Annotated in this window: 22 protein-coding genes and 2 tRNA genes; 11 read left to right on the top strand and 13 right to left on the bottom strand. The window is 67.0% G+C overall.

Translation table 11 applies throughout. The features are described from left to right. Position 1 precedes the first annotated feature (1 nt). The 5 genes from dusB to hflX all read left to right on the top strand — a co-directional run bounded on the left by dusB (position 2) and on the right by hflX (position 6631). Positions 2 to 1000 (top strand): tRNA dihydrouridine synthase DusB, encoded by a 999-nt coding sequence (dusB, locus tag FRZ32_RS13795; protein WP_147044051.1) that lies wholly within the window; start codon positions 2 to 4, stop codon positions 998 to 1000. A gap of 79 nt (positions 1001 to 1079) precedes the next feature. Further along, entirely contained in the window at positions 1080 to 3359 is a 2280-nt protein-coding gene (locus tag FRZ32_RS13790) for a sensor histidine kinase NtrY-like (protein WP_147044050.1), read from the top strand. Between the two features lie 10 nt (positions 3360 to 3369). Beyond that, positions 3370 to 4755 (top strand): nitrogen assimilation response regulator NtrX, encoded by a 1386-nt coding sequence (gene ntrX / locus FRZ32_RS13785; RefSeq protein ID WP_147044049.1) that lies wholly within the window; start codon positions 3370 to 3372, stop codon positions 4753 to 4755. A gap of 50 nt (positions 4756 to 4805) precedes the next feature. Beyond that, positions 4806 to 5324: an RNA chaperone Hfq gene (gene hfq, locus FRZ32_RS13780; RefSeq protein ID WP_279379238.1), complete on the top strand. Its 519-nt coding sequence runs from the start codon at positions 4806 to 4808 to the stop codon at positions 5322 to 5324. Beyond that, entirely contained in the window at positions 5321 to 6631 is a 1311-nt protein-coding gene (gene hflX / locus FRZ32_RS13775) for a GTPase HflX (protein ID WP_147044047.1), read from the top strand. Before hfq ends, hflX begins: the two co-directional genes overlap by 4 nt. Positions 6632 to 6636: 5 nt before the next feature. Here the strand turns inward: hflX and mazG are convergent, their stop codons facing one another. The 9 genes from mazG to FRZ32_RS13730 all read right to left on the bottom strand — a co-directional run bounded on the left by mazG (position 6637) and on the right by FRZ32_RS13730 (position 15159). Further along, complete coding sequence (mazG, locus tag FRZ32_RS13770; RefSeq protein ID WP_243445307.1) at positions 6637 to 7350, bottom strand: nucleoside triphosphate pyrophosphohydrolase; 714 nt, start codon at positions 7348 to 7350, stop codon at positions 6637 to 6639. 121 nt (positions 7351 to 7471) lie between these two features. Next, a complete protein-coding gene (locus FRZ32_RS13765; protein ID WP_147044045.1) occupies positions 7472 to 8068 on the bottom strand; it encodes a retropepsin-like aspartic protease family protein in 597 nt (198 codons plus the stop codon). A 30-nt stretch (positions 8069 to 8098) separates the two neighbouring features. Then, entirely contained in the window at positions 8099 to 8863 is a 765-nt protein-coding gene (locus FRZ32_RS13760; protein WP_147044044.1) for an MBL fold metallo-hydrolase, read from the bottom strand. Then, positions 8860 to 9636, bottom strand: coding sequence for a TatD family hydrolase (locus tag FRZ32_RS13755; RefSeq protein ID WP_147044043.1), 777 nt, complete (start codon positions 9634 to 9636; stop codon positions 8860 to 8862). The genes FRZ32_RS13760 and FRZ32_RS13755 overlap by 4 nt, the downstream gene beginning before the upstream one ends. Positions 9637 to 9677: 41 nt before the next feature. Continuing rightward, positions 9678 to 11237, bottom strand: a complete 1560-nt coding sequence (gene metG, locus FRZ32_RS13750) for a methionine--tRNA ligase (RefSeq protein ID WP_147044042.1) — start codon at positions 11235 to 11237, stop codon at positions 9678 to 9680. A 50-nt stretch (positions 11238 to 11287) separates the two neighbouring features. Further along, positions 11288 to 12274, bottom strand: coding sequence for a DNA polymerase III subunit delta' (locus FRZ32_RS13745; RefSeq protein ID WP_147044041.1), 987 nt, complete (start codon positions 12272 to 12274; stop codon positions 11288 to 11290). After that, the gene (gene tmk, locus FRZ32_RS13740) at positions 12271 to 12897 is read right to left on the bottom strand and encodes a dTMP kinase (RefSeq protein WP_147044040.1); all 627 of its coding nucleotides are present in this window, start codon (positions 12895 to 12897) and stop codon (positions 12271 to 12273) included. Before tmk ends, FRZ32_RS13745 begins: the two co-directional genes overlap by 4 nt. Beyond that, positions 12894 to 14066 (bottom strand): D-alanyl-D-alanine carboxypeptidase family protein, encoded by a 1173-nt coding sequence (locus tag FRZ32_RS13735; protein WP_424141305.1) that lies wholly within the window; start codon positions 14064 to 14066, stop codon positions 12894 to 12896. The genes tmk and FRZ32_RS13735 overlap by 4 nt, the downstream gene beginning before the upstream one ends. Positions 14067 to 14097: 31 nt before the next feature. Further along, complete coding sequence (locus FRZ32_RS13730; protein ID WP_147044038.1) at positions 14098 to 15159, bottom strand: lytic murein transglycosylase; 1062 nt, start codon at positions 15157 to 15159, stop codon at positions 14098 to 14100. Positions 15160 to 15261: 102 nt separating this feature from the next. Here FRZ32_RS13730 and FRZ32_RS13725 point away from each other — a divergent pair. The 3 genes from FRZ32_RS13725 to FRZ32_RS13715 all read left to right on the top strand — a co-directional run bounded on the left by FRZ32_RS13725 (position 15262) and on the right by FRZ32_RS13715 (position 17660). Next, positions 15262 to 15351 (top strand) — tRNA-Ser (locus FRZ32_RS13725). Between the two features lie 15 nt (positions 15352 to 15366). Beyond that, positions 15367 to 16557: an acyl-CoA dehydrogenase gene (locus tag FRZ32_RS13720; RefSeq protein WP_147044037.1), complete on the top strand. Its 1191-nt coding sequence runs from the start codon at positions 15367 to 15369 to the stop codon at positions 16555 to 16557. After that, positions 16557 to 17660, top strand: a complete 1104-nt coding sequence (locus FRZ32_RS13715; RefSeq protein WP_147044036.1) for a CaiB/BaiF CoA transferase family protein — start codon at positions 16557 to 16559, stop codon at positions 17658 to 17660. Before FRZ32_RS13720 ends, FRZ32_RS13715 begins: the two co-directional genes overlap by 1 nt. A 9-nt stretch (positions 17661 to 17669) precedes the next feature. Here the strand turns inward: FRZ32_RS13715 and FRZ32_RS13710 are convergent, their stop codons facing one another. Next, the gene (locus FRZ32_RS13710; protein ID WP_147044035.1) at positions 17670 to 19676 is read right to left on the bottom strand and encodes a putative bifunctional diguanylate cyclase/phosphodiesterase; all 2007 of its coding nucleotides are present in this window, start codon (positions 19674 to 19676) and stop codon (positions 17670 to 17672) included. Positions 19677 to 19775: 99 nt separating this feature from the next. Here FRZ32_RS13710 and FRZ32_RS13705 point away from each other — a divergent pair, with 99 nt between their 5' ends. From FRZ32_RS13705 to FRZ32_RS13695, 3 genes are all read left to right on the top strand, one after another. Continuing rightward, entirely contained in the window at positions 19776 to 20555 is a 780-nt protein-coding gene (locus FRZ32_RS13705) for an NAD kinase (RefSeq protein WP_147044034.1), read from the top strand. Positions 20556 to 20622: 67 nt separating this feature from the next. Then, a tRNA-Asn gene (locus tag FRZ32_RS13700) sits at positions 20623 to 20697 on the top strand. A gap of 146 nt (positions 20698 to 20843) precedes the next feature. Further along, on the top strand, positions 20844 to 21494 hold the full coding sequence (locus tag FRZ32_RS13695) for a hemerythrin domain-containing protein (RefSeq protein ID WP_243445306.1): 651 nt from the start codon (positions 20844 to 20846) through the stop codon (positions 21492 to 21494). 15 nt (positions 21495 to 21509) lie between these two features. Here the strand turns inward: FRZ32_RS13695 and secA are convergent, their stop codons facing one another. From secA to trxA, 3 genes are all read right to left on the bottom strand, one after another. After that, positions 21510 to 24248, bottom strand: coding sequence for a preprotein translocase subunit SecA (secA, locus tag FRZ32_RS13690; RefSeq protein ID WP_147044033.1), 2739 nt, complete (start codon positions 24246 to 24248; stop codon positions 21510 to 21512). Between the two features lie 114 nt (positions 24249 to 24362). Then, positions 24363 to 24683 carry a hypothetical protein gene (locus FRZ32_RS13685; RefSeq protein WP_147044032.1) on the bottom strand — a complete coding sequence of 107 codons (321 nt, stop codon included), beginning with the start codon at positions 24681 to 24683 and terminating at the stop codon, positions 24363 to 24365. Positions 24684 to 24711: 28 nt separating this feature from the next. Then, the gene (trxA, locus tag FRZ32_RS13680; protein ID WP_147044031.1) at positions 24712 to 25050 is read right to left on the bottom strand and encodes a thioredoxin; all 339 of its coding nucleotides are present in this window, start codon (positions 25048 to 25050) and stop codon (positions 24712 to 24714) included. Positions 25051 to 25079 lie beyond the last annotated feature (29 nt).

Raw genomic sequence — 25079 nt, 5'->3', positions numbered from 1 at the left:
CATGTCCCGCCTGAAGCCCATCCAGATCGGTCCCGTCCGGATCGAGACGCCGGTGATCCTGGCGCCGATGACGGGCGTCACCGACAAGCCGTTCCGGCGGATCGTGAAGCGCTATGGCGCCGGCCTCACCGTGACCGAGATGATCGCCAGCCAGGCGGCGATCCGGGAGACGCGCCAGTCGCTCCAGAAGATGGAATGGGACCCGAGCGAGGAGCCGGTGTCGATGCAGCTCGCGGGCTGCAGCCCGAACGAGATGGCCGAGGCGGCGAAGCTCAACGAGGATCGCGGCGCTGCGATCATCGACATCAACATGGGCTGCCCGGTCAAGAAAGTGGTCAACGGCTGGGCCGGCTCCGCGCTGATGCGCGATCTCAAGGCCGCCGCGGCGATCATCGAGGCGACGGTGAAGGCGGTCAGCGTCCCGGTGACGCTGAAGACCCGCATGGGCTGGGACCATAACAGCCTCAACGCGCCCGAGCTCGCCCGCATCGCCCAGGATCTCGGCGTCAGGATGATCACCATTCACGGCCGCACCCGCTGCCAGCTCTACAAGGGCAATGCGGACTGGGCGTTCGTCCGGCGCGTCAAGGAGGCGGTGACGGTGCCCGTCATCGTCAACGGCGACATCAACACGATCGAGGATGTGGAGACGGCGCTCGACCAGTCCGGGGCGGATGGGGTGATGATCGGCCGTGGCGCCTATGGGAAGCCGTGGCTGCTGCGCCAGGCGATGCATTGGCTCGAAACCGGCCGGCGCCTGCCCGATCCCGGCCTCGACGAGCAGTTGGCGGTGATCCTCGAACAATATGACGCGATGCTCGATCTCTACGGGACGACGGTCGGCGTCAATTGCGCGCGCAAGCATATCGGCTGGTACACCAAGGGCCTCCACGGCTCGGCGGAGTTCCGCAACGCCTTCAACAAGGAAGCCGATCCGGCGCGGGCGAGGGCAATGTTGCGTAATTTCTACGCCCCCTACCTCTCCCGCGCCGCCGCCTGAACGGAGGGGCATTGCTCATTTGCGACAGGCCGAGTGCAAAGACTGTGTTCTTTGCGCCACAGCGTTGTGCTAGAGCCGCATGGTGAACGCCGAAACAGCGATCCCTGTCGAGTCTCCGTCGCGGCCCCGCTGGCGAAGACGGATTTCGGTCATCCGACGTCGATGGCAGCGGCGCCTGGTTCCCTTTGCCGAGATCGGCGCCGTGGTCGCCTTCGCCGCGGTCGCGATCGCGAGCTTCTTCATCATCAGGGGACAGACGACACCGGACCGCTGGCTCTCGCCGCCGAGCGTCGCCGCGCTGCTCGTCGCGAACCTGGTCCCGGCCGTCGGCCTCATCATCCTGGTCGCGCGGCGGACGGCGCGGCGGCGCGCGGCGCAATCGCCGCTGACCGGACGGCGCCGGCTGCACGTGCGGCTGGTGGTGCTGTTTTCGGTGATCGCCAGCGTTCCGGCGGTGCTGGTCGTGATCTTCGCCTCGCTCCTGTTCGAAAGCGGGATCAACTTCTGGTTTTCGGGCCCGACCCGGACCGTCATCACCAGCGCCCGCGACGTGGCCGCCGAATATCGACTCGAGCAGCTCAACCAGGTTCAGCTTCAGGTGCTCACGATGGGCGGCGACGTCGTCGAGAGGATCAACCGGCTCGGCTTCAACGATCCCCATTTCGGCGATTTCATGCTTCAGCAGACGGCGAACCGCTATCTGGTGGATACCGCGCTGCTGACCGTCGATCGCCAGAACCGGCTGCAGATCCACGGCGCGGTCAATCTCTACAACCGGCCGATCGAGCATCGCTTTTCCCGCGAGGCGCTGCTCGCCATGCGGCCCGGCGATATCAAGACCGCCGAGCAGGGCGACCGGATCGAGGCGATCCTTCGCCTCGACGCCGACATTCCGGTCTATTTCTACGGCGCTCGGCCGGTGAACGTCCATCTGCTGAACCTGGCGCGCGAAACGCAGCAGGCGAGCAATGAATATCAGTCCGTGCTCGATCGATCCCGCAACTTCCAGATCAAGTTCAACGTCGTCCTGATCATCGTGTCGCTGTTCCTGGTGGCGCTTGCGATCTGGATCGCGCTCAATCTCGCCGATCGACTGCTGCGCCCGGTCGGGCAGCTCGTCGATGCCGCCCGGCGGGTGACTGCCGGCGATCTCAGCGCACGGGTCGAGGATTCACGGACCCGCGACGAGATCGCGACGCTCGGCAACGCATTCAACCGGATGACGGGCCGGCTCGAGGAGCAGACCGGCGCGCTGGTTTCGGCCAATTCCCAGCTCGAAAGCCGCCGCGCCTTCATCGAGGCGGTGCTTTCGGGGGTGACCGCCGGGGTGATCTCCGTCGACGACGCCCATGTCGTGCGCCTGATCAACCGTTCGGCAGAGGAACTGCTGCGCACGGCGGGGGAAAGCCCGGTCGGCCGCAAGCTCGCGGCGCTGGCGCCCGAACTCGACGCGCATCTCGATGCCGATCCCGGCGAGGACATCATCCAGCTCGCCTCGCGCGGCGAGCCGCGCACGCTCGCGATCAAGATCGCGCGGGTCGAGGGCGGCCATGTCCTCACGTTCGACGACATCACCGAACAGCTGCTGGACCAGCGCCGCGCGGCCTGGTCCGACGTCGCCCGACGCATCGCTCATGAGATCAAGAATCCGCTTACCCCGATCCAGCTCGCCGCCGAGCGGCTCCAGCGCCGCTACGCCGGCGAGGTCGTTTCAGACCGCGCGACGTTCGAGCGGCTGACCGGGACGATCGTTCGACAGGTCGGCGACCTGCGACGGATGGTCGACGAATTTTCGTCCTTCGCGCGGATGCCCAAGCCGGTGTTCCGCGAGGAGCCGCTGAACGAGATCGCGCGGCAGGCGCTGTTTCTGCACGAGATCGCCCATCCGGACATCGCCTTCACGCTCGATGCTCCGGATCCATCGCCGACGCTCGTCTGCGACCGGCGGCTGCTCGGCCAGGCGCTGATCAACGTCGTCAAGAACGGCGTCGAGGCGATCCAGCAGAAGCGCGAGGATCAGCCCGAAAGCCACACGGGTGGGGAGAAGACCGACCGGATCGCGATGACGGTGCGTGTGGAGGGCGATCGGATCGAGATCGAGGTCGCCGATACCGGCATCGGCCTCCCGGCCGATCGCGGGCGATTGACCGAACCCTATATGACGACGCGCGCGAAGGGGACCGGGCTCGGCCTCGCGATCGTCAAGAAGATCGTCGAAGAGCATTTCGGACAGGTGAGCTTCGCCGATGCGCCCTCGGGCGGATCGCTCGTCCACTTCCAGTTCGATGCGGCGCTGCTCGCCCGCCTCGGCAATGCGGGCGCGCCGCAGCGTCAACCTGAAGAACAACCAGTCAAGTAGCTGAGATCACATGGCATTGGACATTCTCATCGTCGACGACGAACAGGACATCAGGGACCTGGTGGCGGGTGTGCTGGAGGACGAGGGCTATACCACCCGGGCCGCCGCCAATTCGGACGAGGCGCTGCTGGCGCTGGCCGATCGGCGGCCATCGCTGGCCCTGCTCGACGTATGGCTCCAGGGGTCGAAGCTCGACGGGCTCCAGCTGCTCGATGAGATAAAGCGGCGCGACCCGACGCTGCCGGTGCTCGTGATTTCCGGCCATGGCAATCTCGACACAGCGGTCGCGGCGATCCGCCAGGGCGCGGTCGATTTCATCGAAAAGCCGTTCGAGGCCGGGCATCTCGTCCACCTCGTCGCGCGCGCGACCGAGACCGAGCGGCTGCGACGGGAGAATGAGGCGCTGCGCCGCCAGATCGGCAACGACATGGAGCTCACCGGCGCGAGCGCGGCGATCAACAATGTCCGCGCGACGTTGAAGCGGGTCGCCGCAACGGGGAGCCGCGTCCTGATCTCCGGGCCGGCCGGCGTCGGCAAGGAGGTCGCGGCGCGGCTGCTCCACAGCTGGAGCCCCCGCGCATCGGGTCCGTTCGTCGTGGTGACCGCGGCGCGGATGACGCCGGAGCGGGTCGAGGAAGTGCTGTTCGGAACGGAAGAGGGGGGCGAGCTCGCCCGGCCCGGCCTCCTCGAACAGGCGCATGGCGGCACCTTGTTCATCGACGAGGTCGCCGACATGCCGCTTTCGACGCAGGGAAAGATCCTGCGGGTCCTGACCGACCAGAGCTTCACCCGCGTCGGCGGCCAGCGCACCGTGCGGATCGACATGCGGGTCGTGTCGTCGAGCTCGCGCAACCTGCCCGACGAGATTGCCGCGGGCCGTTTCCGCGAGGATCTCTATTACCGGCTGAACGTGGTGCCGGTTCACCTGCCGGCGCTGGCGGAACGGCGCGAGGACATCCCCGAGCTGGTCGGTCATTTCGCCGCGCGTTATGCGGTCGAGCAACGGGTGGGCACGCCCGACGTCTCGCCTGACGCCATGGCGGCGCTCCAGGCCTATGACTGGCCCGGCAATGTCCGCCAGCTCAGGAACGTGATCGAACGCACGATCATCCTCGCGCCCGGGGAACGGATCGCGCGGATCGATATCGACATGCTGCCGCCCGAGCTGCTCAACGATCAGGCGCAGCTGACCCCGAACGAAGCCGTCCGCGCCATCATGGGGACCCCGCTCCGGGAGGCGCGCGAAACCTTCGAGCGCGAATATCTGAAGGTGCAGATCAGACGCTTTTCCGGCAACATCTCGCGCACCGCCAATTTCATCGGTATGGAGCGCTCGGCGCTGCACCGGAAGCTGAAGGCGCTCGGTCTCGGCGAAAACCGGGGAGAGGGCGACTAGGCAGCCGGCCAGCGTCCAGCGAAACGATAGAACAAGGGTCCGGGGGGCGGATCCAGGAGACACGAGAAATGGCCGACAAGGTCAACAACCTCCAGGACATGTTCCTGAACAGCCTGCGCCGGACCAAGACCCCGGTGACCATGTTCCTCGTCAAGGGCGTGAAGCTCCAGGGCATCATCACCTGGTTCGACAATTTCTCGGTGCTGCTTCGCCGGGACGGCCAGGCGCAGCTCATCTACAAGCATGCCATCTCGACGATCATGCCCGCACAGCCGATTGATCTCAATGACTTGCGGGAGTCGTTTGCCAAGCAGCTCGAAAGGAAGAAGCCGGTTCTGCTTCAGGATGTCTTCCTGACCGCGGTCCAGCGATCGGATGCTCCGGTGACGATGTTCCTGGTCAACGGCGTGATGCTCCAGGGCGAAATCGCGGCGTTCGACCTGTTCTGCATGTTGCTTGAGCGGGACGGGCTCAGCCAGCTCGTCTACAAGCATGCGATCTCCACGGTTCAGCCCGAGCATCCGGTCAACCTGGCCGAAGTGCAGCAGGACGAGGAGCCGGGCGCCTGACCAGCAAGTTCGGCGATTCGGACAGCGAGTTCCGGCGCGGCGCGCGGGCCGTCATCGCCTTGCCCGACCTGGGAAGGGACGCGCGCCGCGATACCGATGCCCGGCTTGCGGAAGCGGCCGGCCTGGCCGAGGCGATCGGGATCGACGTCGAGGACCGGCTCGCCTTTCGCGTGCGACGGGCCCAGCCCGCCACGTTGTTCGGGTCGGGCCAGGTCGAGCGGATCGCCGATGCCGTGCGGCAGAGCGAGGCCGAACTGCTCATCGTCGACGGCGCCGTCACCCCGATCCAGCAGAAGACGCTGGAGGAGCGCACCAAGGCGAAGGTGATCGACCGCACCGGGCTCATCCTGGAAATCTTTGGCGAACGCGCGGCGACCGCGGAAGGCCGGCTTCAGGTCGAGCTCGCCCATCTCGATTATCAGGCCGGGCGGCTCGTGCGCTCCTGGACCCACCTCGAACGCCAGCGCGGTGGCTTCGGCTTCCTCGGCGGGCCGGGTGAAACCCAGATCGAGGCCGATCGCCGGATGATCCGCGACCGGATGGCGAAGCTGCGCCGCGAGCTCGACCAGGTCGCGCGGACCCGCACGCTCCATCGCGCGCGGCGGCAGAAGGCGCCCTGGCCGGTGATCGCGCTCGTCGGCTATACCAATGCCGGCAAGTCAACGCTGTTCAACCGCCTGACCCGCGCGGAGGTCCGCGCCGAGGATCTGCTCTTCGCGACGCTCGGTCCGACGATGCGCGAGATCGCGCTGCCGGGAATCGAGAAGGCGATCCTGTCCGACACGGTCGGCTTCGTTTCCGACCTGCCGACCCAGCTCGTCGCCGCCTTTCGCGCGACACTGGAGGAGGTGGTCTCGGCCGATCTCATCATCCACGTCCGCGACATCTCGCATCCCGACAGCGACGCACAGCGCATCGATGTCGAGCAGGTGCTCGACGAGATCGGCGCCGGCGGGGAGGGAAGGGCGCCGCGGATCGAGGCCTGGAACAAGATCGATCTGCTCGGCGAGGAGGAGGGGATACGGGCGCGCGCCGAGGCGCAGCGGCGCAACGATGTCGTCGTCATCTCCGCCTTGTCGGGAGAGGGCGTTGACGGGCTGCTCGCCGCGGCCTCCGAAGTCCTGAGGCGGGAGAGCAAGGTGCGGATTGTCACGCTACCGGCCGAAAATGGCGAGCTGATCGCCTGGCTCCACGCCAATGGCGAGGTGCTGAGTTACGACCATGAGGGACTGGAAACGCGCTTCGTGGTGCGCCTGTCCGACAAGGATTGGGCGCGCTTCCAATCCTGGCGGCAGAGCCGCAGCTAGCGGGCTCAATCGCGCTTCTTGGCCTGCTGCCAGAGTGATTCCAGGTCATAAAGACCTAAATCTTTCAATGGCCTGGATGACATTTCTTCCATCGCGCGAAAGCGTCTCTCGAACTTTGCCGTGGCGGCACGCAGCGCGGCTTCCGGGTCGATGTCGTGATGGCGGGCATAATTGACGACCGCGAAGAGCAGGTCACCCAGCTCACCGGCGCGGTCCTCGTCGCTCGCCCGATCGACCTCGTCGAGCTCCTCGAGGATCTTGGCGCGCGCACCCGTTGCATCGGGCCAATCGAAGCCGACACGTGCGGCGCGCTTCTGGATTTTCTCCGCGCGCTGAAGGGCGGGGAGGGCGAGAGCGACTCCGTCGATCGCGCTGGTTGCGCCCCGGGCCTGGCGCTCGGCTTCCTTCGTCTGCTCCCACAGATGATGGCCGCCATGCGCGACATCGCCGAAGATGTGCGGGTGGCGACGCTCCATCTTGTCGGCGATCGCAGTGGCGACGTCGGCGATGTCGAACAGGCCGGCTTCCTCGGCCATGCGGCTATGGAACACGACCTGCAGCAGCAGATCGCCAAGTTCGTCCTTGAGTTCGGCCATGTCGCCGCGGCGGATCGCATCGGCGACCTCATAGGCTTCCTCGATCGTGTACGGCGCGATCGTCTCGAAGGTCTGAGCAGTGTCCCATTCACAGCCGCGCTGCGGATCGCGGAGCCTGGCCATGATGGCCACGAGCCGGTCGAGAGGGGCTTGATCAGGGGGCGCTGGCTCACTCATCCTAAAGTCCGATAATATACATTATGTAAAATACAGAAATGCGAAACGGGCTTCGCGGGGCCCTTCCTCACGGCCGCAGCACCAGGGCGCCGTCTTCGACGCCCCAGCCGCGCAAGGTTTCGAGAAAATTCATCCCGACGACGTTGATGCCGTCGCGATCGGAAATATGGACGGCCAGATCGCGTCGTTCGATCGAACCGATGCGGAGCGACCGCGCCGTGCCGCGTCGCGCCGTGACAGTGCCGTTGGCGGTGTCGACGAGGACCGGAAACGAACCGGACGGCGCGATCCCGGCATCGCGCGCGGTTTCCGCGCTGATCGTCGTCACGGTTGCGCCTGAATCGATCAGGAAGCGCGTCGATCGGCCGTCGATCTCGGCGGTCACCCAGTAATGGCCGTCCGATGCGCGTGGAATTCGCACCGATCCGGCCTCGACCTCGCCGGGCGTCCCGCGCGCATCGCCGAGAATCCGGGCGCCGAGCGCGCGGAAATCGTCGCGCAGCGCGAAAATCGCGAAGCCGACGGCGAAGATCAGGACCCAGGCGATCGCCATCTTGAGGCTCTCACGGATCGGGATCCGGCGAACCGCGAAGGCACTCGCGACGAGGATCAGCACCCCGACGAGATAGACGAGCTGCATCGACCGGTCGCCACTCTCGCCCATGATCCCCCGCCTTCCCCGTCGACTCGCCGGTCAGAACTCGATCTCGAGACCATCATAGCCTGGCTCGACGCCCTGCGGCAGTTCGTGGAGCAGGGTCCTGTAGTCCATCGAATTGTCCATGTGCGTGAGCACGGCGCGGCGCACGCCGAGCGAGCGTATCGCATCGAGGGTTTCGTCGAGATTCGAGTGCGTTGGATGCGGCTTGCGCCTCAATGCATCCACGATCCACACGTCGATGCCTTCGAACAGGTTCGCCATATCACGCGTTATAGCGTTGAAATCAGTAGAATATCCGATCGATGCGCCACCGGCGTCGAAGCGCAGGCCGGCGCTTGTGATCGGCCCGTGCGGCTGATCGACGCAGCGCATCGAAATGCCCCCCAGATTGATGTGATCCGGAAGATCGCTGAGGTCGACGATGGCGGGATAGCCCCCCTTCCCTTCGAACGCATAAGCGAATCGCCGCCGCAGTGAAGCGCCTGCCTGCGGTCGGGCATAGCCGGCCACGGGGCGACCGCGCGCATGATAGAGCTGCCGCAGGTCATCGATCCCGTGCGTGTGATCGGCATGGTCGTGGGTCCAGATCACCCCCTCGATGTCGGAAACCCGCGCGTCGAGCAGCTGTTCGCGAAGGTCCGGGCTGGTGTCGACGAGGATCCGGGCGCCCTGATGCTCCACCAGGATCGAGACGCGGCGCCGGCGATTCTTGGGCTCGTCGCGGTCGCACAGGCCCCAATCGTCCCCCACCCTGGGGACCCCCGACGAGGTCCCGCAGCCGAGAATGCGGACCTTCACGCCGATGCTTTCCTGAAGAGCCTCTTGAAGTTCGCCGTCGTCGTCGCCGCCAGCGTCTCCAGCGTCTCGCCGCGCAGGTCGGCGAGGAATTTCGCGGTGTCTGCGACGAAGGCCGGCTCGCACGGCCGGCCGCGATGCGGTACCGGGGCGAGAAACGGCGAATCGGTTTCGATCAGCAGCCGATCGGCCGGGATGGCCTTCGCCGTTTCCTGCAGCTCTTTCGCATTCTTGAACGTGACGATCCCGGAAATCGAAACGTAAAGACCGAGCGCGAGCACCTTGTCGGCGAATTCCCGGCTCGCGGTGAAGCAGTGGATCAGGGCGGGAAAGGCCCCCTTCTCCATCTCCTCGGCGAGGATCGCACAGGTGCCGTCCTCCGCGTCGCGGGTGTGGACGATGAGCGGCAGCCCGGTCTCGCGCGCGGCGGCGATGTGCGATCGAAAGCTCTGGCGCTGCCGATCGCGGTCGGAGCGGTCGTAATAATAATCGAGCCCGGTCTCGCCGATCCCGATGACGCGTGGGTGGGCGGCGCGCTCGACCAGGGTCGAGGTCTCGACGTCGGGGTGGATGTCCGCTTCGTGCGGGTGGATGCCGACCGACGCCATGACGTCAGCTTCGCGCTCGGCAAGACCGATCACTTCGTCCCATTCGCTGGCGCGGGTGGAGATGTTGAGCATCATCGAGACGCCCGCGGCACGGGCGCGATCGAGCGCGCCCTGCTGGTCCTCGACCAGGCCCTTATAGTTGAGATGGCAATGGCTATCGATCAGCATGGCCGGGGCCTTAGCCCTTTCGGCCGGGCCGCGAAACCCGCTCACGCTTCCGCGGGCAGCTCCAGTTTCGGGAAGATCGGAGTCGGCGCGGCGAGACGGAAATCGGAACTCGCGACCTTGCGATACCATTCGCCGCTGCGGATGGCCTCATAGGTCCGCTCGTCCCGCGGGACTCCCATCAGGTCGAGCAGCCTGTCCGCGCTGCCCGGAATGATCGGCTGGATTGCGATGGCGAGGTTGCCGATCGCCTCGTAGAGCACGGCGAGCACAGCCGACATGCGTTCGGGATCGGTCTTGCGCAGAGTCCATGGAGCCTGCGCGTCGATATACTGATTGCAGGCGAAGACGGCCCGCAGCCAGGTCTCGATCGCGGCCGAAAGTTCCAGCGCCTCCATGTGCCGCGCGAACTGGACGCTGCAGGCGTCGCGGACCTCGCCGAGCAGCCGTCGGTCCCCGTCGGTCGCTTCGTAGCCGTCGATCAACTTCCCGTCGCAATTCTTTGCGATGAAAGACAAAGTCCGCTGCGCGAGGTTGCCGAAGCTGTTGGCGAGATCGGCATTCACCTTGGCGACGATCGCCTCGGCCGAATAGCTTCCATCCTGCCCGAACGTGACCTCTCGGAGCAGGAAATAGCGCAGCTGATCGACCCCGAAGGCGGCGACCAGGTCATTCGGATCGACGACGTTGCCGAGCGATTTCGACATCTTCTCGCCGCGGTGGAGCAGGAATCCGTGACCGAACACCTGCTTGGGAAGCGCGAGACCCGCCGACATCAGGAAGGCCGGCCAGTAGACGGCGTGGAAGCGGATGATGTCCTTGCCGATGATGTGGACGTCCGCCGGCCAGAAGCGCCCGAAGCGGCCGCCATCGTCCGGATAGCCGATGCCGGTCAGATAGTTGGTCAGCGCATCGACCCAGACATACATGACATGGTCCGGGCTGCCCGGCACCTTCACGCCCCAATCGAAGCTGGTGCGCGAGATGGAGAGATCGGCAAGGCCGCCCTCGACGAAGCGGAGCACCTCGTTGCGGCGGCTCTCGGGACGGATGAAATCGGGATTGGCCGCATAATAAGCGAGCAGCCGATCCTGATAGGCCGAGAGCCGGAAGAACCAGCTTTCCTCGACCGTCCACTGGACCTCGGTTCCCTGCGGCGACAATTTCTCGCCGGTCTCGGCCGTGACGAGCTCGTCCTCGGCATAATAGGCTTCGTCGCGGACGGAATACCAGCCTTCGTAGCGGCCGAGATAGATGTCGCCGCTGTCGACCATCGCCTGCCAGATCGCCTGGCTCGCCTTGTGGTGCGCCGGCTCGGTCGTGCGAATGAAACGATCGAAGGAGATATTCAGTTTTTCATCCATCTCACGGAAATAGGACGACATTTCGTCCGCAAGCGCGGCCGGCTCGATGCCTCGTTCGCGGGCCGTCTGCGCCATTTTCAGGCCATGTTCGTCCGTGCCCGTGAGGAAGAAGACGTCGCGCCCCTGCATCCGGCGGAACCGCGCGATCGCGTCGGCCGCGATCGCCTCATAGGCGTGGCCGATATGCGGCCGCCCGTTGGGATAGCTGATCGCGGTGGTGATGTAGAATGGCTCGCTCATGCCCGGATGCGCGTAGCGGGGATGGCGTCGCGGATAAAGCCCCTCGCCGGTCAGGCGGCGCGGCGGCCCGGGTCGGCGAGCGCGGCAAGCAGCCCGCCAAGTTCGAAAGCCACGCCTTGCGGGTCAAGCGAGTTGCGTTTCGCGAAGGATGCGAGATCGGTCGCCCGCTCCCACAGCATGAGGGCCTGGGCGAGGGCGGGGCCTCGGCGCGTTCGCGCCGCCGCGGCAATCTTCGCCGGGGCCCGGACCAGGAAGGCCTCGTAGCGCGGCTGGGCGGACTTCAGCGCCAAAGCGTGCGCGAGCGCCGATCGGCGGCCGCCTGTCGGATCGCCCTCGTCGGCCAGGGCGGCCATCTCGCGATCGAGCCCGGCAAGGTCGAGCCCGCGCCAGGCGATGGCCCGACCGGGCGCGCCATCGCCGGCCGCAACCAGGGCCGCGATCTCGTCCTCGTCCGAATCCGGCAATGCCGCGCGCAGGGCCGACGCCATGGCGTCATCCCCGAGCGGGCCCAGCCGCAGGATCCGACAGCGCGAGCGGATCGTCGGGAGCAGCCGGTCAGGCTGATGGCTGACGAGCAGGAACACGGTGTGGGGCGGCGGTTCCTCGAGCATCTTGAGCAGCGCGTTCGGCGCGCCGGGGCTTTCGAGATCGTCCGCGGAGTCGATCACGACCGCGCGCCAGGGAGAAAGCGACGCCGTGGTGGAAAAGAGGCGGTTGAGCGATCGGACCTGATCGACGACGATCGACCGCGCGATCTCGGTCCCCTCGCCTTTGGCTACTCGTTCGAGGCGCATGAGATCGGGATGGCTGCCGGCATCGGCGAGGCTGACGACCGGATGATCATCGGGGACGTCGAGCCCGGACGCGTCGACCGGGCCCATGCCCTGGGCAAGCACACGCAGCGCCGCCTTGTCGGCGAAGGTCGCCTTCCCAACCCCCTCGGGCCCGGCGATCAGCCAGGCATGGTGGAGCCGCCCCGAATCCAGCGCGGCCCGGAAGGCCGCCACCGCCGCGTCGTGGCCGAAGAGCGGAGTCACAGCAGGTCCTCGAGCGCCGCCAGCAGGCGCGCCGTCACCGCCTCGGGCGCACCGGCGGCGTCGATCGGGCGAACCCTCTCCGGTTCCTCATTGGCGATAACGCCGAAGGCGAAGCCGATGCGGTCGTGAAACGCCTGCTCGCGCCCGCCGATCCGGTCGCTTCCCTCGGTGTCGCGGGCGCGCGCGCGTTCGGCCGCCGCGCGGTTTTCAAGACGCAGCAGGAAGGTCCGGTCGGGCAGGAAGCCGTGGCTGCCGATGGCGTGGAGCTGGCGCACCGCATCGGCGCCGACATGGCCGACGATCCCCTGATAGGCGACAGAACTGTCGATGAAGCGATCGGAGATCACCCACTGGCCGGCGGCAAGCGCGGGCTTGATCGTGCGCGCGACATGATCGGCGCGGGCGGCGGCGAAGAGCAGCGCCTCGGATTCGGCGGTCCACCGATCCTCGCTCCCCTGGAGCAGGAGCTGGCGGATCGCCTCGGCGCCCGGACTGCCGCCCGGCTCGCGGGTTTCGACGACGTCGAGCCCGCGGGCGCGAAGCGCCGCCGCCAGCGCAACGAGCTGGGTGGACTTGCCGACCCCTTCCCCGCCTTCGAGCGTGATGAAGCGCGCGCGCGTCACGCGAGCCCGAACAGCGCCTTCAGGCCCGCCCACATGCGGCCGAAGAAGCCGGCCTCCCCCACGGCCTGCTCGGCGACCAGCGGCATCGTCTGTGGCGGCATGTCGGCGGTGGTGACGACGAGATCGGCGATATGCTGGCCCTGCGCGATCGGCGCCCGGATCGGTCCCTGATAGACGATCCGCGCGCTGAGGCCCTGGCCGAGCCCGGCGGGATAGGTCACGGCGATCGCGCGCGGCGCGACCAGCCCGACCTCGCTCGCGCTGCCGCCCTGGACCGTCGCGTTGCCGATATGCTGGCCCTGGCGAAGCAGCGGCCGCGACTGCCAGGCGCGGAAGCCCCAGTCCATGAAGCGAACCGATTCGGAAATGCGCTGGTTGAAGCTCGAAAGGCCGGCGAGCACCATCACGATGCGCCGCCCATTCTGCTCGGCGGAGCCGGTGAAGCCATAGCCGGCCTCCTCGGTATGGCCGGTCTTCAGCCCGTCCGCTCCCGCGACGCGGCCGAGCAGCGGGTTGCGATTCTCCTGGGTGATCGCCTGGTTGGACCCCATCGTGCGGCCCCAGGTGAAGTTCGGCACCGCATAATATTCGCGGTAGAGCTGCGGATAGTCGCGGATCGTCGCGGCGGCCAGCGTGGCGAGATCGCGCGCCGTCACATGGGTGGCGCCGTTGTCGGGCCAGCCGATCGGATTGCCCCAGTGCGATCCGCGAAGGCCCATCTGCGCTGCCTGCCGGTTCATCAGGGCGACGAACGCCGCCTCGGTGCCCGAAATGCATTCGGACAGGACGACGGTGGCGTCATTGCCGGACAGCGTGACGATGCCGTGGAGCAGATTGCGGACGCTCACCTGCTCGCCGGGTGACAGGAACATGGTCGATCCCGCCTGCGGCCCATGCCACTGCTGCCAGGTTTCGGGCCGGACGGTGCACATCTTGTCCGGGCTGAGCTCGCCGCGCTTGATGAGATCGAAGGCGACGTGGACCGCCATCATCTTCGCCATCGAGGCCGGCGGCATCTGCACGTCGGCATTCTTCGCATAGAGCACCGCGCCCGACGACAGATCGACCATATAGGCGACGGTGGCGGGCGTATCGAACGGCGGCGCGGCCGCGACGGCGGGATAAGCGAAGGTCGAAAGGAGGGCGACGGAGGTAACGGCTTTGCGGATCATCTTCGCTTCTTCTGCTTGCGTGAAAGGTTCAGCGCGCGACCGAATCGGCGAGCAGCCCAACGGTGAGCGCGTAGAAGTTCGAGCAATTATAGTCGAGGATCACGCGATAATTGTTGGTGAGAAGATAGGCCGTCTGCCCCGGCCCGTCCGGCTCGAGCAGCGAGGCCAGCGTGCGGTCCGGAAGGCTGTTGGCGATGCCGCGGCGGCGCCATTCGGCCGCGGTGAGCCAGCGGCTGTGGCGGGCGAAGACGGCGGGGCAGCGCGGCGCGCGAAGGCGGGTCGCCACCGCCGCGCGATCGAAACCCGCCGGCACCCTCACCGCCGTCCCCCACGTCTCGCCCGGCCGCCAGCCGGCATCGCGAAGGTAATTGGCGATTGAGGCGAGCGCGTCGAGCGAGCTGCGCCAGATGTCGGGCCGCCCGTCGCCGTCGCCATCGACCGCGACGCGCAGGTAAACGCTGGGAAGGAATTGCGACTGCCCCGCGGCGCCGGCCCAGCTCCCCTTCAACTCGTCGCGCGGGAAACCGCGCTCGACGAGGCGCAGGGTCGCGATGAACTCGGTCGTGAAAAGCTCGCGGCGGCGGCCTTCGTAAGCGAGGCTTGCCAGGCTGTTGAGCAGATCGAAATCGCCCATGATCGTACCGTAACCCGTCTCCTTGCCCCAGATGGCGACAAGGATCGACGGCGGAACGCCATAGCGTCGGCCGATATCGTTGAGCGCCGCGGCATTGGCCGCGTAGCGCGAGCGGCCGCGATCGATGAGCGCCTGCGTGAGCTGGCGCGCGCGATAGGGCGCGAAGGGAGGATTGGCGTTGCTGCCCGGCGTCCCGCCCGGTTGCGCGCGATCGAGCTGGACCGTGCGCGCCGAAAATTCGAGCGTCGGGAAGATCCGGTCGAGCGTCGATTGGCGGATGCCGGCGGCGGCGGCGCGGGCGCGAAGCTGCGGCAGATAGGCCTGGAATCCGGCGGCGCTGAGGCCGCTTTCCTGCGCGATCGCCGGCGCTGCACCGGGAAGGATCGGCACGATCGGCGTTCCTGCCAGCACCAACCCCGCCGCCACGATGCTCCAACGCCGCATACCCGCCTTCATCCTTTCTGTTCTAGGCGGCGCCAGCTTGTCCGAAGCTGAACGCAGGGGCAAGGCCGAAGCTTGCGCGCTGCGGCGAGCGGAGGCTAACGCGGGAATGCACCGGGACAGGTGGCCGAGTGGTTTAAGGCAGCGGTCTTGAAAACCGCCGTGGGTTCACGCCCACCGTGGGTTCGAATCCCACCCTGTCCGCCAGATGAAAGAGTTGAGATGGCCGATCCCAAACCCCTCCCCTTCGACTGGGCCGATCCGTTCGCGCTCGATGCACAGCTGTCCGACGAGGAGCGGATGGTGCGCGATACCGCCGAGGCCTATGCCCAGGACAAGCTGCTGCCCCGGGTGAAGAGCGCCTATCTGGAGGAGCGGTTCGACCGCGAGATCATGAGCGAGATGGGATCGCTCGGCCTGATCGGCGCGACCATCGCCCCCGAATATGGCGGCGCGGGGCTCAATTATGTGAGCTACGGCCTGATCGCGCGCGCCGTCGAGCGGGTGGACAGCGGCTATCGCTCTGCCATGTCGGTGCAGTCGAGCCTCGTCATGCACCCGATCAACGCCTACGGGACCGAGGAACAGCGGAAGAAGTATCTGCCGAAGCTCGCGACCGGCGAGTGGGTCGGCTGCTTCGGGCTCACCGAGCCCGACGCCGGCTCCGATCCCGGATCGATGCGCACCCGCGCGACCAGGGTCGACGGTGGCTATCGGCTGTCGGGCACGAAGATGTGGATCACCAATGCGCCGATTGCCGACGTCTTCGTCATCTGGGCGAAAAGCGACGCCCATGACGGCAAGATCAAGGGGTTCATCCTCGAAAAGGGCATGAAGGGCCTGTCGGCTCCCAAGATCAACGAGAAGCTCAGCCTGCGCGCCTCGATCACCGGCGAAGTGGTGATGGACGGCGTCGAGGTGCCGGAGGAGAACCTGCTGCCGAACGTCAGCGGCCTGGCCGGCCCGTTCGGCTGCCTCAATCGCGCGCGCTACGGCATTTCCTGGGGATCGATGGGCGCGGCGGAGGCCTGCTTCCATGCGGCGCGGACCTACACGCTCGATCGCAAGCAGTTCGGCCGCCCGCTCGCCGCCACCCAGCTCGTCCAGCTGAAGCTCGCCAACATGATCACCGAGATCACGCTCGGCCTCCAGGCGGCGCTTCGCGTCGGCCGGCGGCTCGACGCTGGCGAGCTGATCCCCGAGACGATCAGCCTCATCAAGCGCAACAATTGCGGCAAGGCGCTCGATATCGCGCGGCAGGCGCGCGACATGCACGGCGGCAACGGCATTTCCGCCGAATTCCACGTCATCCGCCACGCCGCGAACCTCGAGACGGTCAATACCTATGAGGGCACGCACGACGTCCACGCGCTGATCCTCGGGCGCGCGATCACCGGGCTGGCCGCGTTCTGATGGACAGGCCGCTCGCGGGCCTAAAGGTCGTCGAGCTCGCCCGCATCCTCGCGGGTCCCTGGGCGGGCCAGCTGCTCGCCGATCTTGGCGCCGAGGTGATCAAGGTCGAGCGGCCCGGCGCCGGGGACGACACGCGCGGCTGGGGTCCCCCCTTCGCCGCCGATGGCAGCGCCGCCTATTTCCACGGCTGCAACCGCGGCAAGACATCCGTCGCGATCGACCTCGAAAGCGCCGAGGGCCAGGCGGCGATCCGCGATCTCGTCCGCGACGCCGACGTGCTCATCGAGAATTTCAAGGTCGGCGGCCTTCGCAAATACGGTCTCGACTACGACTCGCTCAAGGCGGTGAACCCGCGGCTCATCTACTGCTCGATCACGGGCTTCGGGCAGGATGGCCCCTATGCGGCGCGCGCCGGCTATGACTTCATGATCCAGGGCATGGGCGGGATCATGGATCTGACCGGCGAGCCGGATGGTGAGCCGCAGAAGATCGGCGTCGCCTTCGCCGACATCTTCACCGGCGTCTATTCATCGACCGCGATCCTTGCCGCCCTGCGCGGGCGGGACGCGACCGGCGAAGGCTGCCACATCGACATGGCCCTGCTCGACGTCCAGGTCGCCGTGCTCGCCAACCAGGCGATGAACTACCTGGTCGGCGGCCAGGTGCCGCATCGGATGGGCAACGCCCACCCAAATATCGCGCCTTACCAGACCTTCGCGGTGGCCGACGGTCATGTCATCGTCGCGGTCGGCAATGACGGGCAGTATCGCAAGCTGTGCGCCCTGCTCGGCGCGCCGGAGCTTGGCGAGGATGCGCGCTTTGCGACCAATTCGGATCGCGTGCGCAACCGCGCCGAGCTCGAGGCCGCGCTGGCGCCCAGGATCGCGCTTCGCCGGCGCGACGAGTTTCTCGCCGCGCTTGCCGCCAGCGGGATCCCCGGCGGGCCGATCAATGATGTCGCCCAGGTCTTCGCCGATCCGCAGGTGATCGCACGGGGGATGCGCATCGATCCGGGCGGTGTGCCGGCGGTCGCCTCCCCCATCGTGATCGACGGCAAGCGGCAGGTGTCCGACCGGCCGAGTCCCGCTGCTTCGTCGTCCTAGACGCTGCGCTCAGCCGGCCTGTTCGCAAACGAGCGCGGCCAGATCCGCGCTGTCGACGGGCGGAGCGCGCAGGAACCCCTGGTAGAGGGTGCAGCCCTCGGCCGCGAGCAAGGCGAGCTGCGCCTCCGTTTCGACCCCCTCCGCGACCACGTCGAGGCCGAGCGAGCGCGCCATGTCGATGACGCCGCGCACGACGATCCGGTCGCGCATCGATCCCGTGATGTCCTGCGCGAGGCGCTTGTCGATCTTGAGATAATCGAGCGGAAGCGCCTTCAGGTAGGCGAGGCTCGAATAGCCGGTGCCGAAATCGTCGATCGCGACCCGAAGCCCGCCGCCGCGCAACTCCGCCAGCAGCGCCGCGGCGCCCGCCAGGTCCTCGATCAAGCCGCTTTCAGTCACCTCGACGGTGAGCCGCCCCGGATCGAAGCCGCTGTCCCGCACCATGGCGAGGAATTGCGTGGCAAATCCGGGGCGCGCGATGTCCGCCGCTGTGATGTTGACGGCCAGCCGAAGTCCGGCGAGTGCTTCGGGCCAGGCGGCGGCGGCGGCGATCGCCTTGCGCTGCACATGATCGGAGAGCTGCGCCAGATAATCGGAGCGCTCGGCGACCCGAAGCAAGGTCGTCGCGCCGAGCTCCCCGAGCTGCGGATGGCGCCAGCGGACGAGCGCCTCGGCCCCCACGATGCGGTCGCTCGCGATCGAGACCTGAGGCTGGAAGCGGATCTCGATCTCGCCCTTGTCGAGCGCGCGGCGAAGATCGACTTCGAGCCGACCCTCGCGCGCCGTCTCGCTTTCGGCGCCCTCCTCGAGGACTCGGACGGGCGGGCCGTCGCCGGCCTTGGCCTCGGCGAGCGCGGCGCTGGCGCGGCGCAGCAGGGCCGCGGCATCGTCCCCAGTCTGCGAAATCGCGACCCCGGCCCGGCAGGCCAGAGTGACGACATGACCACCGGCCGCGAATGGACGCGAGACAGTTTCGACGAGTTCCTGTGCGAGGACCCGGCCGTCACCGATGGTCGCCGGCGCGTCGAGCAGCACCGCGAATTCGGCGCCGGCCAGGCGCGCGGCGAGCCGGCCGTGCCCGTCCGCCTCCGCCTGCCGTTCGATCCGTCGCGCCATCGACTGCAGCACGGCATCGCCGCTTGCGCGGCCGAATGCGGCGTTGATCGCATCGAACCGGCTGACCCCGAGCAGCAAAGCGACCACCGGGCCGCGATGCGCGTCGTCGAGCCGCTCCGCCAGCCAGGACCGCGCGGCCCGCGCGTCGCTGACGCCCGTCAGCGGATCGCGGCTCGCGCCGGCATCGGCGTCATCGGAGAGGATCGTCTCGGCGCGGCCGACAATCTCGCCCTCCGCGCGGATCCGGACATGATGGGCGATCCGCGCGCCCGGCGAATCCGCGTCGCCGTGCGCGAAGGCCGTCGCCTCGCCGGTGGTCATCACCCGGCGGATCGCACCGCGCGCCGCGCGGCGTCCTTCGGAGTCGAGCTTGCGGAGAAGCTCCATCAGCCCGATCCGACGGACGCCATCGACGCCGAGCCCGGCCTTGCGCGCGAGCGCAGGGCTCAACTCCACGGTCCGCGAGCCGGGGCGCCAGCGCCAGGAATCGCTCTCCTCCCCGCCGCGCCGCGCCGGACGTGGGCCCAAGACCCGCTCGGCGTGGCGCCGCGCGAAGCGTACGGCATGGCCAAGCTGAGGGTCGGAAAAGGGGCTGACGAGAAAATGGGTCGCGCCGAGCGCATACATCTCGCCAAGCGCGTCGCCGTCGCCGCGCGAGAGGAGGACCAGCAGCGCCGCGCCGTTCGCCTCGACCGCGTCGGCGATGGCGCGGACAGCGTCGCGCCCCTCTCCCAGCGCGCCGCGGGCATCGACGACCGCCACCGCCGCGCCCGAGGCGACGAACCGCGCCTCCGCATTGTCCGCCCGGCGTGCCGCGATCGGCTGCCATCCGGCGCTTTCGGTCACGCGGGTCAATTCGTCGCGGTGACGAAAGGACAGAATGAACAGCGGGGCCCCCATGGGCAGCGGTCTAGCCCGCCCGAGAGCGGCCGCCAATCCATCGACCGGCGATCCATCCCGGCTTGGCACAGGGCGCGCCGCCCACTAGCAAGGCGGGCCATGGACGCGCTCGACAAGCCGACGGCGCTGGTCGCCTCGAACGCCGAAGCGGCGATCGCCGCAGAGGCGTTGCTTCGCGGCCGCTACGATTTCGTCTCGCTCAAGGAGGCGGAGCAGATCGTCGCCCTGGGCGGTGACGGCTTCCTGTTGCAGACGCTGCATGAAATGCTGCTGCGCGGGAAAGTCTGTCCCGTCTTCGGGATGAACCGGGGAACGGTCGGCTTCCTGATGAACGAATGGCGGATCGACGCGCTCGTCGAGCGGCTCCGCAACGCCCGCGCCTTCGCGGTCGCGCCGCTCGAAATGACGGCGACGCGGGTGAATGGCGAGGTCGTCCGGCACCATGCGATCAACGAAGTGTCGATGCTGCGCGAAACAAGGCAGACGGCGTGGATCGAGGTTTCGGTCAATCGCCGCGTCGTCTTGCCGGAGCTCATCTGCGACGGGGTGCTGGTGGCGACGCCGGCGGGCTCCACCGCCTACAACCTTTCGGCGCAGGGGCCGATCCTGCCGCTCAACTCCAAGCTGATGGCGCTGACCCCGATCAGCCCCTTCCGCCCACGCCGCTGGCACGGCGCGCTGATCCCGGACGATTTGCGCGTCTCGCTTCGGGTGCTCGATCCGGTCAAGCGGCCGGTCTCGGCCGTCGCCGACCAGCATGAGGTGCGCGATATTTCGACGGTCGAGGTGTGCATGGATCGCGAACAGGCGCTGACCCTGCTCTTCGATCCCGAACATGCGCTCGACGAGCGGATTTCGATGGAGCAGTTCGCGGCCTGAAAAGCGCCGCTGACAGGGTTGCATGGCCCGACAGGACTGCTATAGGCGCGCCTCGCCTTCGGGCTGCTCCCCGGTAGCTCAGCGGTAGAGCAACCGGCTGTTAACCGGTTGGTCGATGGTTCGAATCCGTCCCGGGGAGCCACTCCTTCAGATCCTCAAGAGACCATTGCCTGCGCCTTATGGCGCGCGCGCTTCGTCATGTCGGAAACGGGATCGATCGCAGCAGCTTAGCGGAACATTGGCCGGCACCGGTCGGTTGTCCCGCAAAAGTTGCAAGGGAGACATGCGATGGCGACGCAGACACGCACCAGAAGCCGGCAATCGAAGAATGGCGACACCAACCGCAAAGGCGGTTCGACGTCGGGAACTACGGCCCAGGGCTCCGCCTTTCGATGGTCGGGACGCCAGGCCGGCATGATCGCCGCCGCCGCGGTGGCCGGCGCGGCGGTTGGCGCCGCGGCGAATCTTGGGCGCAAGCTGATGGTCCAGGGACTGACGTCCAACGGCAATTGGGACGAGGCGCTGGCCGCGGAGCACCGGCTCGTGCTGGGCATCTTCGACAAGATCGAGGCGACCGCCGACGACCAGACTTTCATCCGCGCGCACCTTCTCGTCCAGCTCAAGCATGCGCTCGTCAAGCATGCCGCCGAGGAGGAGAATGTGATCTATCCGGCGCTTCGCGAGGCCGACGACGCGCATGACGCCGACGCGCTCAACGGCGAGCACGGCTATGTGAAGACCTTCCTCTACGAGCTCGAGAAGATGAGCAAGGACAGCCCCGCCTGGATCGCGAAGATCCGCGAGTTTCGTGCGCTACTCGAGGAGCATATCCAGATGGAGGAAAAAGAGGTCTTTCCCCGCCTGAAGCAGTCGATGAGCGAGGAGCAGAACGCCACGCTCACCGCCGCGATGAACAAGGAAGGCTTCGCGATGGCCTGACCGGCCCGGCCGCCGTCAGGCGACCGCGCCGTGGCAGTGCTTGTACTTGCGGCCCGACCCGCATGGGCATGGCGCGTTTCGGCTCGCCGGAGCTTCGACCGTCCCCGTCGGGGCGGCGGGCTGCGCGCTCCCCTCGGGCGGCATCGACAGAAGGGGCGGCAGGCGTGACAGAATCGCGCCCGTCCCCGCGTCGATATCGGCCCCGTCATCCTCCAGGGTGAACGGGTCGATATGGTGGGTGATGAATTCGGGCATTTCCGGCAGCGGGGTCATCTCCTGCGGCGCGATCCGGGCGTAAGCGAGGGTGCTCGTCACGCTCTCGCGAATTTCGGTCAGCATCCGATCGAACATCAGGAAGGCTTCCTGCTTATATTCGTCGATCGGCTTCTTCTGCGCGTAGGCGCGCAGGTGCACGACCTGGCGAAGCGCATCGAGCATCGACAGATGGTCCTTCCAGTGCTGGTCGAGGCTCTGGAGCAGGATCGCCTTTTCAAACTGGATCCAGCTTTCCTCGCCGACGCCCGCGATCTTGTCGGCGACCTGCTGGTCGACGAGCGCCTGGAGACGATCGACGAACATCTCCGGATCGACCGCCTCTTCCTTCACCCATTCCTCGAACGGCGGGCGGAGATCGAACACCTTTTCCACGCGCTCCTTGAGATGCGGGATATCCCACTGCTCCGGATAGGAATTCGGCGGAATGGATTCGCCGATGATGCCGTTCACCGTTTCGGCTCGCATGTCATGGACGACATCGCCGACGGTGGCCGCGTCCATGATGTCCGCGCGCTGCTCGTAGATCACCTTGCGCTGATCGTTCATCACGTCGTCATATTCAACGACCTGTTTGCGGATGTCGTAATTGCGCGCCTCGACCTTCTTCTGCGCGGTCTCGATCGCTTTCGAGATCCAGGGCGAGACGATCGCCTCGCCGTCCGCGAGATTCTTGTTCATCAGGCGGGCGAACATGGTCTGCGGGCCGAAGATGCGCAGCAGATCGTCGTCGAGTGACAGATAGAAGCGGCTGAGGCCCGGATCGCCCTGGCGGCCTGAACGACCGCGCAGCTGGTTATCGATACGACGGCTTTCGTGCCGCTCCGTGCCGAGCACGAACAGGCCGCCGGCGGCGATCACCCTCTCCTTCTCCTCCGCGACCTCGCGGCGGATCCGCTCCTCCGCCTTGTCGCGCTCGGGCCCCGGCTCCATGCCGGCGAGCTCGTCCTCGATCCGGAACTCGGCATTGCCGCCAAGCTGGATGTCGGTGCCGCGACCGGCCATGTTGGTGGCGATCGTCACCGCACCGAGCCGCCCCGCCTGGGCGACGATATGCGCCTCCTGCTCATGATAGCGGGCGTTAAGGACCTCGTGCTTCACCTTGGCTTTCTTGAGATATTCGGAAAGAAGCTCCGATTTCTCAATCGATACGGTGCCGACCAGGATCGGCTGGCCCTGCTTCTGCTTTTCGCGGATCGCCTCGACGATCGCGGCGAACTTGTCTTCCTGGTTCTTGTAGAATTCGTCGTCGTCGTCGCGGCGGGCGATCGGCCGGTGGGTCGGGATCGTCACGACGTTCATCTTGTAGATTTCGTAGAATTCGGCGGCTTCGGTCGCCGCCGTGCCGGTCATGCCCGAAAGCTTCGGATACATTCGGAAATAGTTCTGGAAGGTGATCGATGCGAGCGTCTGGTTCTCGGGCTCGATCTCGACCGCCTCCTTGGCCTCGACCGCCTGGTGGAGGCCCTCCGACCAGCGCCGCCCGTCCATCATTCGTCCGGTGAACGGATCGATGATGACGACCTTCCCGTCCTTCACGATATAGTCGATGTCGCGCTTGTAGGCGACGTTCGCGCGCAACGCCTGGTTGAGATGGTGAACGACCTGCGTGTTCTCGTAATCGTAGAGGTTCGATCCGATCAGCAGCCCCCGCTCCTCGAGCAGCCGCTCCATCCGCTCGGTGCCTTCTTCGGTGAGCAGCACGCGCTTGTCCTTCTCGTCATATTCGTAATCGTCGTCGGGCAGATCCTTCACGATGGCGTCGAGGGCGATGTAGAGCTCCGACTTGTCCTCGGTCGGGCCGGAGATGATGAGCGGGGTGCGCGCCTCGTCGATCAGGATCGAATCGACCTCGTCGACGATGGCGTGATTGAACGGGCGCTGCACCATCTGGCCGCGCTCATACTTCATGTTGTCGCGCAGGTAATCGAAGCCGAATTCGTTGTTCGTGCCGTAGGTGATGTCGGCATTGTACGCGGCGCGGCGCTGGTCGTCGCTGAGATTGGGAACGATGACGCCGACGGTGAGCCCGAGCCAGCGATAGACCTGGCCCATCCAGTCGGCATCGCGCCGGGCGAGATAGTCGTTCACCGTGACGACGTGGACGCCCTTGCCGGCAAGCGCGTTGAGATAGACCGCGAGCGTCGCGACCAGCGTCTTGCCCTCGCCGGTCCGCATCTCGGCGATCTCGCCGCGGTGGAGGACGATGCCGCCGATCAGCTGGACGTCATAATGGCGCTGGCCGAGCACGCGCCACGCCGCCTCGCGGACCACGGCGAAGGCGTCGGTCAAGATGTCGTCGAGCGTCTCGCCGGCTTCGAGCCGGCCCTTGAGCACGGCGGTCTGGTTCTGGAGCGTCGCATCGTCCATCGCCTGGTAGGTCGGCTCGAGCGCGTTGATCTTGTCCACGATCTTGCGCAGCGAGCGCACGTAACGATCGTTGGACGATCCGAAAATGGCTTTGGCAAATCCGCCGAACATGATGGAATTCCCTGACTTTATGGCTCGGCGCCGGCCTGAAGCCGGAGCCCTTGTGACGAAAGGATTGGGGTGAATGCGGCCGCGGCGCGGCCGATCGAAAGGAGATTTCGGGCGCTATTCGATCAGGCGATCGACATAGAGCGGGATCGCGGCGGCGAGAACCTGCGGGCCACGCGGCGCCAGTCGCGCCGGGGCGGCATAGGTTCGCGCGGGCACGCCGACGAGCGCGGTTTGCGCCGCCTGGGCGACGCGCGGGCCTGCCTCGGCCACGCTCTCGGCCCGGATCGACTGATGCACCTCCGCCTGCGGGGCGCGCGCGCCAGTCAGCGCGCCGGTCGCGGCGCTGAGCAAGGCAAAGAGGGTCAGCAGAAACTGCATCGGAAAGCGGACATAGTGAGCGGGCGCGCGAAGGTCCATGCCCTCGCGCGCCCGCATCGGCACTTTCGGGACGATCCGCCTCGCCTCAGGCGGCGGCGCTGGAGCCCAGGGCGCCTTCGAGCCAGCCCTGGATCCGGCTCTTCGGCTCGGCGCCGACCTTGGTCGCCGCCGGCGCGCCGTCCTTGAACAGGATCATGGTCGGGATGCCGCGAACGCCATATTTGGCCGGCGCTTCGGGGTTTTCGTCGATGTTCAGCTTGGCGATGGTGACCTTCTCGCCCAGCTCGTTGCTCAGTTCCTCGAGCGAAGGCGCGATCATCCGGCACGGACCGCACCATTCCGCCCAGAAATCGACCAGAACGGGACCGGGCGCGCCGAGCACGTCGGCCTGGAAGGAGGAATCGGTGACGGTCTTGATGGCCATGAAAACATCTCCTGAAAGGATGTGCGGCA

The sequence above is a fragment of the Sphingosinicella ginsenosidimutans genome, assembly GCF_007995055.1.
Taxonomy (GTDB): domain Bacteria; phylum Pseudomonadota; class Alphaproteobacteria; order Sphingomonadales; family Sphingomonadaceae; genus Allosphingosinicella; species Allosphingosinicella ginsenosidimutans.
Note: the sequence above shows the minus strand (reverse complement) of the source record. Positions and strands in the feature narration are given on the sequence as shown.